General features: G+C 40.4%; 11 protein-coding genes. 8 read left to right on the top strand and 3 right to left on the bottom strand.

Going from position 1 to position 15,456, the window contains the following annotated elements:
• Positions 1-170: 170 nt before the first annotated feature.
• The 3 genes from tadA to HZB59_09370 form a co-directional block, all read right to left on the bottom strand.
• Entirely contained in the window at positions 171-2,180 is a 2,010-nt protein-coding gene (gene tadA / locus HZB59_09380; GenBank protein MBI5021636.1) for a Flp pilus assembly complex ATPase component TadA, read from the bottom strand.
• A 226-nt stretch (positions 2,181-2,406) separates the two neighbouring features.
• Positions 2,407-2,952 (bottom strand): hypothetical protein, encoded by a 546-nt coding sequence (locus tag HZB59_09375; GenBank protein MBI5021635.1) that lies wholly within the window; start codon positions 2,950-2,952, stop codon positions 2,407-2,409.
• Positions 2,936-3,316, bottom strand: coding sequence for a DUF971 domain-containing protein (locus HZB59_09370; GenBank protein ID MBI5021634.1), 381 nt, complete (start codon positions 3,314-3,316; stop codon positions 2,936-2,938). Before HZB59_09370 ends, HZB59_09375 begins: the two co-directional genes overlap by 17 nt.
• A 162-nt stretch (positions 3,317-3,478) precedes the next feature.
• Here HZB59_09370 and priA point away from each other — a divergent pair, with 162 nt between their 5' ends.
• The 8 genes from priA to HZB59_09330 all read left to right on the top strand — a co-directional run bounded on the left by priA (position 3,479) and on the right by HZB59_09330 (position 15,450).
• Positions 3,479-6,055, top strand: coding sequence for a primosomal protein N' (gene priA / locus HZB59_09365; GenBank protein ID MBI5021633.1), 2,577 nt, complete (start codon positions 3,479-3,481; stop codon positions 6,053-6,055).
• Between the two features lie 142 nt (positions 6,056-6,197).
• A complete protein-coding gene (locus HZB59_09360; protein MBI5021632.1) occupies positions 6,198-6,680 on the top strand; it encodes an adenosine-specific kinase in 483 nt (160 codons plus the stop codon).
• A gap of 186 nt (positions 6,681-6,866) precedes the next feature.
• Entirely contained in the window at positions 6,867-7,247 is a 381-nt protein-coding gene (locus tag HZB59_09355) for a hypothetical protein (GenBank protein MBI5021631.1), read from the top strand.
• A gap of 10 nt (positions 7,248-7,257) precedes the next feature.
• Positions 7,258-9,903, top strand: a complete 2,646-nt coding sequence (locus HZB59_09350; protein MBI5021630.1) for a hypothetical protein — start codon at positions 7,258-7,260, stop codon at positions 9,901-9,903.
• A 61-nt stretch (positions 9,904-9,964) separates the two neighbouring features.
• Positions 9,965-11,626 (top strand): urocanate hydratase, encoded by a 1,662-nt coding sequence (hutU, locus tag HZB59_09345; GenBank protein ID MBI5021629.1) that lies wholly within the window; start codon positions 9,965-9,967, stop codon positions 11,624-11,626.
• Between the two features lie 108 nt (positions 11,627-11,734).
• Entirely contained in the window at positions 11,735-12,805 is a 1,071-nt protein-coding gene (locus tag HZB59_09340; GenBank protein MBI5021628.1) for a hypothetical protein, read from the top strand.
• A 159-nt stretch (positions 12,806-12,964) separates the two neighbouring features.
• Positions 12,965-14,149, top strand: a complete 1,185-nt coding sequence (locus HZB59_09335) for a hypothetical protein (protein ID MBI5021627.1) — start codon at positions 12,965-12,967, stop codon at positions 14,147-14,149.
• On the top strand, positions 14,146-15,450 hold the full coding sequence (locus tag HZB59_09330; GenBank protein ID MBI5021626.1) for a hypothetical protein: 1,305 nt from the start codon (positions 14,146-14,148) through the stop codon (positions 15,448-15,450). The genes HZB59_09335 and HZB59_09330 overlap by 4 nt, the downstream gene beginning before the upstream one ends.
• Positions 15,451-15,456: the final 6 nt, after the last annotated feature.

Here is a 15,456-nt window from a genome sequence, read left to right as displayed (position 1 = left end):
TTCATATATGTAAACATGGTTTAAATTCAATTTACTTTGGTGGGATAGGATTTTATATACCTGACATGATGTGACAAAAAAAGTGAAGCCCGAGGCGGATACCACGGGCTTCTATTTGGCAGCTGGGAGGGTCGCTTGTCTACGGAGCGGCCAGCGCCAGTGGAATAATTTTAATCTTCCAGCAACATACCTTCTGCTGTTTCAACAGATGTCACTCCTGCTTTCAGTAAATCAATAGCCGATTGGCGAAGAGTGTGCATTCCGTTTTGCATAGCCAGACTGCGAAGTGCATCTTCATCGATATAGTCTCTCGATTTTAAGATAATTTTTCGCATCTCTTTGCTCATTTGCAATGCCTCAAAAATACCGATTCTACCTCGATATCCTTTGATGCAGTGCGCACATCCAACCGGTTTATAGAATTTTGTCGACTCAATTTCCTGTTCTGTTAAACCGGAAGACATAAGAAATTCAATATCAATATCTTCGTCGACCATTTTGCATCGGTCACACAGTTTCCGAATGAGCCGTTGAGCAACGATAATATTGATAGTATATGCCAGCAGGAATGGCTCGATCCCCATGTTATATAATCGTGTTATCGCGCTTATGGAATCGTTAGTGTGAAGAGTGGAAAAAATTAGATGACCTGTATTTGCAAGCTTTACGGCAATTTCGGCCGATGTTTTATCGCGCATCTCACCTACCATCACAATATCGGGATCGTGACGTAACAATCCTCGCAGAGCACCTTCGAAATCAAGCTTATGATTTAACTTTACCTGACGGACACCTTCTATAATGTATTCAACGGGATCTTCTATTGTAATGATGTTAACACCAGGATCCATGATGTCTTTGAGTGCGGCATGCTGCGATGTCGTTTTACCGCTTCCTGTTGGTCCGGTAAAAATAACCATACCCTGTGGTCTTCGTATTGATTTCCGGAAACTATCAATCGTTCGTGTATCCATTCCAAGCGATTCTAATCCGAGAGATTCATCGGCACCGCGAAGGATACGAATTACTATTGATTCCAATTTTGCACGCAGATCACTCGCATAAATCGGCATGGTAGAGAATCTGAATCGAAACATTTTATTATCAATCATTCTCTGTGCAAAACCGTCTTGAGAGAGAAATTTTTCGAAACGATCCAGATTTTTTGCACGGTCTTTTATAACCGTAATTACAGCTTCAGCGGGTAAATCGGTTAAGGCGCTCCAGAGAGATAATTTACCGTCTATGCGAAAATGAAATTCTGTTCGATTTTTACTTTTGGGAATCACATGGATATCGCTCGCGCCGGTGCGTACACCGTCAACTAGCAGACTTTCTATGATATCATTGAGTTTTCCTCGCCCGATTTCATCTTCGAGCGAACGTTCAATTTCACGCTCAGTTTCATCTTTTGTTAGCTCGGCAAATTCTTCTTCAACATCAAGTCCTAGCTGTTTCGCTCCCTGATCGAAAGCCAATTGTCTCCACAACTCATTCCAGTTTGCCAATGTGACATGTTTTATCTCGTACTTTGGAAATTGAAGCGCGCGTGCTATCGAATGAACCTCGGGATGGGTTGTGTCGGGTGTGATCATTACTATCTTATCATATCCATTTGTAAACATTTCGTATGGCAGGACTTTGCGGCGAACAGCCATTTCATAGTAATAAGGCGGTAAAGAATCAAGAACCTGACGAATAAATTGCAGTTTCTCTTTGTTACCGAAACTCGGCGTCGGGTCCACTGTTTCAAACGAATAATATCGGGCAATGGTTTGAAAAATCGTATCGCGATCTTCGCCGAGGTCATCCACTAAAATATCAGTTAATCTCCGTTTATCGTTTGTACTTCGCTGAATTTCAATCGCTTTGTTTATTTTTTCCTGAGGGACATTCCCCTTCTCTATCAACATTTGAATCAAACGCGGAGGTTGAATACGTTTTAGATGGTTTTCATCGGTAGGTTGACCTTCGGCAACGGTGCTTTGCATCCCCTTGCCATCGAGAAATGACTTCTCTGAAATTTCTTGATCGTTCAGATCTATAATTTCGGTATTTTCAGATTGCTTTGCACTCAGGATAGTGTCTTCAACAACTAGCGCGCGCTTGCCAACTATACTCCCAAACGTATTGAAGAGATTTTTCTTCACAATATTATTACTTCCATTTATCGCAGACATATGAACCCTCATTTCTTAAAAAGCATAGACATTTACAATACTAACCTAATACAATATTCCATCTTCATGGGTGACTTTCAACACCAACCGTGATGTAGGTCATCAGGAAGATACTTTAAGATAGAAATTCTTTAAAAAGAGTAAATAAAAGAGGTTTTTAAGGCGAGAAAATAAAGAAGGTTCCCTTAAGATTCAGGTACAATCAGAAGATGTATAGATTAAACCGTTATGATGATTTTTGTTCTTTCAGAACTTCATTCGTCGATTCGATCAATTTTTGAGCTTCAAAAGATTGAATATCTCGGATTGTGTTATGAATTCGTTTCATGGCTCCATCAATACGATCAAGATAGCGAACTATTTCAGGATCGGTTTCGAAGCGTCTGCGAATTTCTTGTGTCGTAACCGAAATTATCGCAAGTGGGTTGTTAACACTGTCTTGCAAAAGCATAGTTATATCGTTCACAAGTGTACTATAGATTTGCTGACGATCGAGTGCTCGTTCAATGTTTCGTCTATGACCTTCTTCAGTCTTATATGCTTTCCTGATCTTTTGAACTTGAAGTAAGGCAGCAGCGGCGAGCCATAGGAAGAAGAGCGAATCGAATTCCATCACGTAATCAATAAAAGAATGAGAACCAACCGGTTTACTGAATAGATTAAGTGACGTAAGAAGATAATAAAGATATATGATTATTGCCGCAACTATTACAGGGTATTTATCGACAATAGCTTTTATTTTACTCCAGATTAAATTAAATGCTTTTTTCATTTTCTATCCCTTCCGAAGATATTTTATTGTTGAAATTTAATCCAAAGCGCTTATCTGAGCAAAGTTCACACGGACAATTATCGGCGAGATACTCCCACGTGTAAATTCCGGCATTATGCCCATCGCCCCAAGTCATTTGAACTGCATATGAACCCACCTGCTTAATTCCACTTAAATGATATTGTTCAGGTAATTCATTTTTTTTAACAGGCGGAATATGATGTAAGAGGATATCTTCACCCTGACACCCGGCACATGGACAAATGTCACGAAGCTGTTTTAATGTGAATTTGCTTTGGTGAGTATCATCCCATTCGATTTCTATTTCCAATGGGTTGATTTTTTTTATACTTCGAACTTGCATAATATTGACGATTTCAAATAAACATGTACCAAAATCAATAAGAGAATACAAAAATGATCAGACATTAGCAAACAAGCGTTACCGGTTTGTGATTGAGATTTGCATCTACTCTCTTTTTTCACGAAATTTTCGAAACAGAAACTTTAAACCATTCATAGCAATTTGAAAGAACTTTTCGCCGATATAGCCATTCCTGTTGCCGTTGATAAGCTTTTCACTTATCGTGTTCCACCCGAATTACAGTCGGCTGCGCAACGCGGTGTCCGTGTTGCTATCTCATTAGGGAAACGGTCTGTCGTCGGTTTAATCACGAACATAAAAGAAACAACTGAAATAAAGAATTTAAAATCTATCAGGGAAATCATTGATGTTAAACCTATACTGCCTGAAGATTTATTCCAGACTACAAGATGGATGTCGGATTATTATTTTTCCCCATTGGGTGAGGTTTTAAAATCGGCTTATGTTTTTAGCACACTAAAATCTCCCCAAATAATTATTTCACAGTCGGAGAAGACAATTGATACCGATCTTTTCGGGAAAGAGATACCGCGAGAATTCCATACAATATTTTCAGTAATACCTGCGGAAGGAGGAATCTCATTATCACAGCTAAAGAGAAAATTGAGAATAAAGAATTTATCCGTTGTCTTAAAGAAACTTTCTGAACGTGGTTTAATAACGGTGGAAGAAGCGGAACTGCGCGAAATGGTGAAACCAAAATCGGAAACGGTGATTGAAATTCAACCGGAATCATTTAATGTGTGGGAAGCGTGGTTGAAAGAATTTTATTCTCAATCATCCAAGCAGCGTCAGAAGCAAATCACAATCATACAATCTCTTTTACATCTTGATGAAAAAACCGATTGTATATCTTTAAATGAGCTATTAAAAAACACTGGTGCATCGATATCCTCGGTTACATCATTACGGAAGAAGAATATTATAAAACTCGGCCGGCGTGAAGTATTTCGCACTCCGCAATTCGAAATGTATCGGTCGGCTCTCGGGGCGACAGATATAATTCTGAATTCATATCAGCAAAACGCACTGAATTCGTTTAACGAAGCTGTTGATCGAGGAAAATATTCTACGTTCCTGCTTCATGGTATTACCGGAAGCGGAAAAACTCAGGTGTACATTGAAACAATTAAGCATGTGATAAAGGCCGGCAAATCTGCGATAGTTCTGGTTCCGGAGATATCTCTTACTCCTCAAATTGTCCGCCGATTCAAATACAATCTCGGTGAAAATGTAGTTGTAATGCACAGCAGAATGTCGGGCGGTGAACGTTTCGATGCGTGGAGAATGGCATGGGGAGGAAAAAACTCCGTTGTGATTGGACCACGCTCGGCAATCTTTGCTCCTCTTCATAATCTCGGTTTAATTGTGGTTGACGAAGAACATGAAGCATCTTACAAGCAATTCGATCAAACACCGCGCTATCATGCACGGGATGTCGCCATCATGCGTGCATCATTTTCCGGTTCCGTGGTTATACTTGGTTCGGCAACACCTTCCCTGGAATCGTACACGAATGCCCTCAATGGCAAATATAAATTGATCGAATTACCCGAGCGTGTAGACAACGCGCAACTCCCCGGCATTAAAATCATCGATATTGGAAAAGAGCGTTCGGAGAAATTAGACAAATACCGATTAACACGTAAACAAAAGTTTAAAGAAGATCCAGCCGCGGTAAAATTATTAAGACCGAAGTACGAATTCTCATCGCTCAGCGATTCACTTAAGAATAAAATTCAAGATCGGCTTAATAAAAAAGAAGGGATTATACTTCTGCAAAACCGCCGCGGTTTTGCCCCATTTATTGAATGTCCGGAATGCGGATATGTAGAAATGTGCAATAACTGTAACATCACATTAACCTATCACGAATCAAAAAAACATTTGCGATGCCATTATTGCGGCTTCGTAAAACAATCACCGATTTTTTGTCCAAAATGCGATTCAATCGATATTCAATATCGCGGCTTCGGCACACAAAGGGTTGAAGTAGAACTTAAAAAAATATTTCCAAAAGCTTCGATTATCCGGATGGATTTGGACACTACATCCTCACGCGGTTCGCACGATAAACTTTTAAAACAATTCGGTGAAGGCAAAGCGGATATTTTACTCGGCACCCAGATGGTTGCAAAGGGTTTAGATTTTTCGCGCGTCACTTTGGTCGGCGTTATATCTGCAGACACTCAGATGCTATTACCAGATTTTCGGTCATCGGAACGTACTTTTCAACTGCTGACACAAGTTGCAGGCAGAGCTGGCAGAAGCAATCTTGCCGGCGAGGTTATAATTCAAACACTTCAACCAAAACATCCAAGTTTACAATTTGTCGCCATCCACGATTTTAAAGGTTTTTATTCCGACGAAATCACATACAGAAGTCAGCTTCAATATCCTCCATACTCACGTATAATATTGATCGAGTTCAGAGGAAAAAAAGAATCGGAAGTTATCGAATATGCAAACTCATTCGCATCTATCATAAAAAAGAATAACCAACATTTCATCACCATGGGTCCGGCCGCCGCCGCATTGGCAAAACTTCAGGGTGAATACCGTTGGCATGTTGTAATAAAAAGTTTACGTAATACAGACCCTGCGGGCAGATTCGTTCATCATGCTATTTCCAAAACAGTACAACATCTTCGGGAATCACTACGAAAAAATAAAGCAGTGAAAATGACCGTTGATGTTGATCCGGTAGGAATGATGTAATAAATACAAACTCCATTTTTGTTCGGGGAAGTTTTATTTGATTTTCCAATAAAAAATTTAGAAATTGATATGGATCTTCATCATCCCTGATGGTCATTAATTGTAATTATCATGGAAAATGTCAGTCCCATAGGAGTTAAATATGGAATTTAAAATTGTTTCGATCGAAAAACCTGCCGATATGAATTTCATACTAGGTCAGGCGCACTTTATTAAAACCGTGGAAGATATTTACGAAGCCATAGTTTCCACAAATCCAAACATGAAATTCGGTGTTGCTTTTTGTGAAGCTTCGGGACCTGCTCTTGTCCGTTATATCGGCAACGATCAGAAGCTTATGGAAATCGCCCGAATGAATGCGCTGGAAATCGGATGCGGACACTCATTCATCATATTTATGGAGAATGGATTTCCAATCAACATTCTCAACGTTATTAAAAACCTGTCAGAAGTTTGTAATATCTTTTGTTCAACCTCAAATCAGGTTGAGGTTATCATCGCTGAGACCGAACAAGGCAGAGGAATTATGGGTGTTATCGATGGGGTAAAGTCTACAGGAATTGAAACTGATGCCGATATTAAGAACCGAAAAGATTTCCTCAGAAAAATTGGATATAAGCTTTAAGTTATGAGCAAAGAGCATGGAGCGTAGAGCTTGGGATTTTTGAGAAAATATAGTTGAAAAGGAAATATTATGAATAAGCCAAATTTTATATTGTTAATTGTTATCTGTTTGGTAATAACCTTACTTGGGTGCCAAACTGATGAACAGCGAGTTCGGAATATCGTCAAGGACGAGATTGCTTCGGCAATGGAACGAACAGCAATTACCGATGCCAACGTAATTGGACCATACAGTCCGGCACAAAAAGTAGGAAATTTCGTTTTCGTCTCGGGGCAAATCGCTCTGAATCAGGAAACCGGATTATTGGAAAATAAGGATATCGAGACAGAGACAAAAAGAGTGCTTGATAATCTTATGTTAATATTAAGAAAGACAGGATGCGATTCTTCTGACGTAATATCAACAAATGTATATCTCACGGACATTCACGATTACGCAAAAATGAACAACATCTACGGCGGATATTTTCAGGAAGGAAATTACCCAGCACGGGTTACGGTGCAAGTAGAAGCACTTCCAAAGAACGCACGCGTTGAAATCTCAGCCATCGCCTACAAATCTAAATAAAGGTTCCGACATGAAATACTTTATTATCATTCTTATCTCACTCAACAATCTTATTGCTCAACCGAGTTATAATCCATCTGTTCCTTCACCGGAAAAGATAATTGGGCATCAACTCGGCAGCAAATTTACATCTCATTCACAAATTGAAAAATATATCAACACTCTGAAAGAATCTGTTCCGGATAGAATAAAAATTTTTCCTTATGGTGAGAGTTATGAGAATAGAACGCTTTACTTACTCGCATTCAGCTCACCAAAAAATTTAGAACAACTCGAACAGATTAAAATTAATCAGAAAAAACTATCCGATCCGCGCACGACCAATGAGCGGGAAGCCGAGTCAATTTTCAAATCTTCACCAGCCATTACTTGGCTATCGTACGGAGTTCACGGTAATGAAGCTTCGAGTTCTGAAGCCGCACTTCAGGTAATGTATGAGCTTGCCTCGCGCACCGATACTGAAATGACCTCGATACTGGAAAAGGTAATAGTGTTCATCGATCCGTTGTTGAATCCCGATGGTCACGAGCGGTATGTGAATTTTCAAGTTACCCGCGCCGGAAAGAACCCGGTTGAAGACCGTGCCGCTACAGAGCACAGCGAAGATTGGCCCGGAAGCCGTTCGAATCATTATTTTTTCGATCTTAACCGCGATTGGGCATGGCTTACACAAAAAGAAACTCAGGCACGGATTAAAATCTATCGTGATTGGAAACCACAAGTCCATGCCGATTATCACGAGATGGGTTATAACAGTTCTTATTTCTTTTTCCCTTCGTTCAAGCCGATCAATAAAAATTTACCGAAGAGCACTATTGAGTGGGGCGAAATTTTCGGCAAAGCGAACGCTGAAGCGTTCGATGCAAAGGGATGGAGTTATTGGAGTGGTGAAGTGTTCGATCTTTTTTATCCGGGCTTCGGCGATTCATGGCCCTCACTCAATGGTGCAATCGGGATGACGTATGAACAAGCCGGACAAGTTGGAGTCAGAGTGAAACGGTACGACGAAACAATACTCACACTTAAAGATCGGCTCGATCACCATTTTGCAACTTCATTAGCGACTTTGAAAGCAACCGCCGAAAATCGGGAGAAATTACTACGAGACTATTATAAATTTTTTAAAGATGCGATCGAGGAAGGTTCAAACAGCCCTATTAAAACTTACATAATAGATCCGACAAAAAACCGATCAAAAACAGAACGAATGATATCGCTCCTTCTTCAACAAGGAATTGAAATCTCACGAACAGTTAAAGAATGCAGATCGGAAGGGCTTTATACCTTTTTCCGGGATAAAGATACAATCGTAAAGTTTCCGGTCGGCAGTTATATCATTTCGCTTGAACAGCCGGCAAAGCGACTTATAAAATCATTGATGGAGCAAGAACCTGCAATAAGCGATACATTTTTTTACGATATCTCATCGTGGGCATTGCCTGTTGCCTTCGGGGTGGAAACATACTGGACAAACAAAAATTTTCAAGTACCATCCGAAAAAATACAAACTGTATTCCCTGAACCGGGAAAAGTTTCTGTTGAAAATTCCAGTTACGCTTATATCATCAAATGGAATTCAGATAATGCGATCAAAGCCGTTGTTTGGTTATTACAGCATGATTACAAGGTGCATACCGCGTTAAAAGAATTCACGAGTAATGGCGAAGAATTTGAACGTGGCTCTATAATCATTCCCATTTCGGGAAATCAAAAAGATATTCATGCGTGCATGAAAGATCTTTCGGAAAAATTTAATCTAACCATCTATTCGGCAAAGAGCGGATTCACAGAAAAAGGAATCAATCTCGGCTCTGACAGAGCTGTCAAACTAAAAAAACCTAAAATAATAGTAGCAACAAACACACCCGCATCATCCGAATCTTATGGAGCTATATGGTCGATGTTTGATAATGTCTACGGCATAGAATTTATTCCGATAAAACTTGACCGTCTCAGAAATATTGATCTTCACGATTACACAACAATAATCTTTCCTGACGATTGGGGGAATGGTAACGGATATAAAAGCCAGCTTGATTCAGTTGCAATTCAAAAAATTAAAACTTGGATTGCGGGTGGCGGAACATTCATAGGTATCGATGGAGGTGCTGCATTTGCTTCAGCATCAGTCGGCAAAATTGCCGGTATTAGATTTAAAGAAAAGAAAAAGGGTGAAGACAAAAAAGATGAAAAGAAGGAGGATAAAAAAGATGAGAAGAAAGACGACAAATTATCTGATGAGGAACTTGAAAAGCGTATGACAGTTGAAGAACGAGAGCGTAAGCAGCGACTTGAGTATATTCCCGGCACAATCCTGCGGGTAAAGCTGGATAATTCTCATCCTCTCGGTTTTGGTTATGACTCTATCATAACCGTTCTTAAAACGGGGAACACGATGTATGAATTAAGCTCAAATGGTTACAATGTTGGAATTTACACAAAATCGCCTCGTTTGAGCGGATATATGTCAAAAGAAAACGAAAAGATGATTGCAGAAACTCCGTTTCTTGTGCATGAGCAGCTCGGTTCGGGAAATATTATTTTATTTGCAGATGATCCGAACTTCCGTCTTTTATGGGAAAACCTAAACAAAATTTTTTTGAATAGTGTTCTATTGATGCCAAGTATTAGAGATGTCACGATGACGGCAGATTAAATAACTGTTTGTTTTATCATTCAATAAAAGATAATAATAAATATATCGGAGTATTGAGAAAATGAAATCAATTGATAAAAAATCAATTAAAGCCCCGCAGGGAACACAATTAACATGCAAGGGTTGGATACAGGAAGCGGCAATGCGCATGCTGATGAACAATCTTGATGCTGAAGTCGCTGAAAAACCTGAAGAACTTATTGTTTATGGCGGGACAGGGAAAGCCGCACGCGATTGGGAATGTTACGAAGCAATAATCCGCAGTTTAAAATCATTGGAGAATGACGAAACACTTTTAATTCAATCCGGTAAACCGGTCGGTGTTTTTAAAACACACACCGATGCACCGCGTGTATTGATATCCAACTCTATGTTGGTTCCTCACTGGGCAACGTGGGATGAGTTTAGAAGACTCGAAGGTCTCGGTCTTACGATGTATGGACAGATGACAGCCGGCAGTTGGATTTACATCGGCTCACAAGGGATCCTACAAGGAACTTACGAAACATTTGCCGCATGTGCGGAAAAATATTTTAACGGATCACTGGCGGGAAAATTTTTGCTCACCGCCGGACTTGGTGGAATGGGCGGCGCGCAACCGCTTGCTGCTACCATGAATGGAGCAGTCTGCCTTGCAATTGAAGTTGATCGTTCAAGAATTGAAAAACGGTTGAGCACAAAATACGTCGATAAAATGACGGAAAATCTTGATGAAGCACTCGCTTGGATTCAAGATGCACGTGCTAAAAAACAAGCGGTGTCGGTGGCATTACTCGGAAACGCGGCTGATGTTCTTCCCGAACTTGTTCGTCGGGGAATAATCCCCGATATTTTAACCGATCAAACTTCAGCTCACGATACGCTCAATGGTTACGTCCCACATGGGATATCATATGACGAGGCATTAGCTCTTCGCAAATCAAATCCCGATAAATATATTACAATGTCACGGGCTTCAATTGTTGAACATGTTAAATCCATGATAGAATTAAAAAATCAAGGCGCAATCGCTTTTGATTATGGTAACAACATTCGAGGGGAAGCTTATGCCAACGGTTTGAAGAATGCTTTCGATATTCCCGGATTCGTGCCGGAATATATCCGTCCACTCTTTTGCGACGGTAAAGGACCATTCCGCTGGGCTGCACTCTCGGGCAATCCGGAAGATATTTTCAGAACTGACCTTGCGATTAAAGAAGCTTTTCCCGAAAATAAAGCGCTCATCCGCTGGATTGATAAGGCACAGAAAGATATAAAGTTCCAGGGTCTTCCGGCACGAATTTGCTGGCTTGGTTATGGCGAAAGAGCGAAAATGGGAAGAATATTTAACGATTTAGTTGCTAACGGAGAAATAAAAGCACCAATCGTTATCGGGAGAGATCATCTCGATTGCGGTTCCGTTGCATCACCTAATCGTGAAACCGAAAAAATGCGAGACGGCAGCGATGCCATAGCCGATTGGCCCATTTTGAACGCGTTGCTAAATGCCGTTGGTGGCGCAAGCTGGGTGAGCGTTCATCACGGCGGTGGTGTTGGCATTGGAATGTCGATACATGCCGGCATGGTTGTGGTCGCAGACGGAACGAAAGAAGCGGAAAAACGGCTCGAGAGAGTTCTCACATACGATCCGGGCATGGGGATCATCCGACATACAGATGCCGGTTATGACAGAGCAATTTCAAACGCAAAGAAGTTCAGCGTAAAAGTTCCAATGATGAAATAGATATCGATTCTTTAATAAAGAAAAACAAAAACCATCTTCGTGTTAATCTCAAAGACTGAATATTATTTAAGGTTAATGTTCATCTGGGGATCAATATTCCCCGCCCTGATGAATTCACAGACGAATCCAAAATTCAATGTAAGTTTATCACTCGATTATTCTGCGGCAGAACAATATATCGCTTTGCTTGAAGACCAACCTGTAAGCACGCAGCAAATAGCCCGACTCCGCGGAAATCGGATTGCCGCATCAACTACCGGTTTGATTTCAGATGACCGAAATGTGACCGGAAACTTATTGAACCATCTCGATTCGTTAAAGTATCATCAAATCATTCATGCGGATATCTACCATCTCGAGGAAGCACGCAGCAAAGTTTCAGAGATCAAACAACTTCTCGAAGAATTGAAAAAAAGAAATTTCAGTAAACGCGTAACCGCAACCGTTGAACAAATCTTTCCGAACGATGCGGAAGTATCAATTGATATACCGATATTCATTGTAGCTTTGGGGCATGAAAATGCTGATGCCTATGTGAGAAGAATTATTTGGCATGGTGATTCTCCGGAATTCACAGGGAACGATGATGGAGAACTGACAATCGTAGTTAATCTTTCAAGTGCTGTCAGATACGGATCGGATGTTGAAGATCGGTTTATTTCTCTTCTGGGGGTTGTTGCACACGAAGTATTTCATGCCGCATTCGGAAACTACAAAGAAAGTTCTTCTTCATGGAAAGAATATTACACAAAACCACAATCGCCTATAGATGCTTTGCTCGATCTTACTCAAAACGAAGGAATCGCCTATTACCTTTCTCTGGAACAACAAGGCGGAGGTTATTTACCGCACGATTGGAATGATAAAACCAGAAATGCGTTCACAGATTTTAATAAATATTCATCTGCGTTATTAACCGATACGGTAACGAACAAAACCGTTTTCGAGATTCTAAGGAAAGCGAACTTAAGTGGTTACTGGAATAGCTACGGCTCGATTACAGGAATGGTTATGGCACGTGAGATTGACAGGCAAATGGGAAGAGAATCATTGATTGAAGCGATCAGCAAAAATCCATTTTATTTTTTCAGGAAATATATAGAATTAACTGAAAAAGGCACGAATTTGCCAAAATTCCCGAAACGGCTAAATTCTTATATTTTAAGGAATTCCGAATAAAATATTTCCATTTTATCAAAATTTTGAAGAAATGATTTGGAGTTCAGTAGAAATTTTTTGTATATTCTTGCATCCTAAATTATACTATTTTAAGAAGATGCAACCATTGTTTTCAAGTAAACTTGGAGATCACTTCCCGTTGCACAAAGGACAATAATAGTGGCAAAATTTCATTTATTTCAAACATCAAAAGAGCGTCTAAATTTTGGCGCGCAGGGATCGTATCCGGTTCATCTGATCGAAGTAACGAAAGATAAAACGGAAATCAAGCACCCTGTTAACGACACTCTAACACGCCAGTGGCTACGACATTATTTTTTGAATCAAATCGTCAGAGATTCAAATAATGCCGAGGATGCTGTTAACCGCGATCATAATTTGATCGAAGTTTTTAAAACCACTATTCCTCTTCAGGAAAATTCTTTCACCGAAAGTTTGTTGAGCTCTTGGCGCTTGTTTCTCGACAGTGCCTTCAAGGACGCTGAAACTCCCTGGTACGATTCTATAAAAAAAATATTGCATACCGAACGTTTCTATGCCGCCATTGAACAGCTTGAATTGGAACCACCGGCATCAAATCCACAATTGAAACTTCAATTTTATGATCACACAAAAACACTCCGGCGATTTCCGCGTATTCCGATCAAATTATTTTTCTCGCTCCCGGGGAACGAAAAAGAAGCTCTAATCGAAATACTCAGGACAGCAATCAATAATAATCCGCGCAATCTTGATATTGCCTTGTTGACTTATTGTTTTTTACGCGCCTGGGATCGCACATCTGATTTCCTTGAAATAGCACGTACAGAAAACCGGTACGATCTCGAGGAATGGTATTTCTGGGTGGAGAACGATTTACAGAGCGTTGGAGCTATTAAAAGGAACATAAAGGATTATTCGACGGCTTTTTTCGTCTACGAACGCGCATATCTTCCGTCGAATGATTCCAAAGAACTTGCAGACTGGTTTTTAAAAGAAAGTGAATTCAAAGCCGCCTATCACTTTTATACAAAAGCGAAAGAGTTTGAAATTGCGCTGGAATTACTTCAAAACATAAGCGTGAAAGAATTCGGTGAACTTGTAAATTTACGCCGAATATCACGCGGGGAAAAAATTTTCGACACATCGGGCGACACCTCCCGCTTCGCAACAATGTATCAGGAAGAAATGGAAACATTGCGCGGATTCGCTAGGATAAGAGCTGCGGAAACTTATAAACAGGTTGCAACAAAAGCCCGCCAGCATTTCGACCGCGAAACTATAGAAACTAAATATGCTTTCGGCGAATTGACTGAGGATGAATACTCCAGACTCATTCGCCAGCTTCAGGAACGAAAGCAATGAACGACACGTTTTCGATGAAATTGGGAATGGAACGGTGCACCGATTGCGGGCATCGTTGGATCGATTATGAAAACGCCCGAAAAAAATGTTTTATGTGCGAGAGCACTAATATTTCTGAATGTGTATCTCTCAAAGAAATTCGTGAAACAATTAACTCTCTCCGAAAAGAAGGAAAAAGTTATCTTGATAAACACGCAAAAAGATCGGTAATACTTAAACAGCGTTATCGTGAAATCGCCGAACTGTACCTCCAGCGCGCGCAGGAAATCTACTCCAAGGTAAACGAACATTATTCCAAAGGGAATTTATCGGATAAAGTTTTGGATCAAATGATAATCGCATTCCGACTTTTTTCCGAACTGGGCATACACAAATCGGCTCTAGCGGTGGCGTATATGACTGCAATGGGTTACGCCCAGCGCGGGGTTGAAAAAGAAATTCACACAATTGAAGATCTTAGTGATTTAATAGCCGCACGACAATGGTTCATCCGTTTATCTGCAAAAGAATGGGAAGCTGCAATAAATGTCCATGTTGGCCAAAAAGCTATGGCAACGATTAGCGATAATCCCAATTTGCTTCAAAGTATGATGCAGGTTGCGATCTGGCATTTTTACAAAGGGCGAGATTATTATTTTGAGAACAAGAACAGCGCAATGGTTGAACGGATTCAATTCGATATTGAACGAACCACGCAATTGCTGCAATCCTATTCAAACGAATTTTATCGAATAGAAGCAGCGAAACTTCAGGCACAATCAACAATCGAGTTTGGTATGCAAGTCCGTAAAGGAATTGAATCGCTTGGAGATTCCGTGAAGTACGGATTAACTTCGCTGGGTCAGCATATCGAAGAATGCGGCGGCAGTTTAAGCAGAGCTATGCAGGCATCATCTCAGGCGCTAAGTCATAATGTTTCGAATGCGATGTACATAATCGCCGGTTCATCACGATTGCGTGGGAGATCGCTTGATAAACGGATGTCGGAGGTCGGACAATTAATTCAAAAAAGTGCGCGAGAAGTTCCGGATGAATATTTTAAACCTGTAAAAGAGTTGGGTGCCAAATTTGCATTAACAGGCGGAAATAATTCATCGCGCGATATCACAGCGGAACCGGTTGTTCAAAAACTAGGCGCGACTGTTACACCGGAATTAAACCGGTCTGAAGAAAGTATGCGGCATTTAGACGAGCCAACGGTAAGACTAACAGGAACATTGCTCGATACGCTGGTGACAAAAGGATTGGGGAAAGTAGTTGAACAATTACAACAAGCCGAAGCGAATTCACATAAAAAATAATCTAAA

Source organism: Ignavibacteriales bacterium (assembly GCA_016214905.1).
Taxonomy (GTDB): Bacteria; Bacteroidota; Ignavibacteria; order UBA10030; family SZUA-254; genus PNNN01.
The sequence above is the reverse complement of the archived record's forward strand: the minus strand, read 5'-3'. Positions and strand labels throughout refer to the sequence as shown.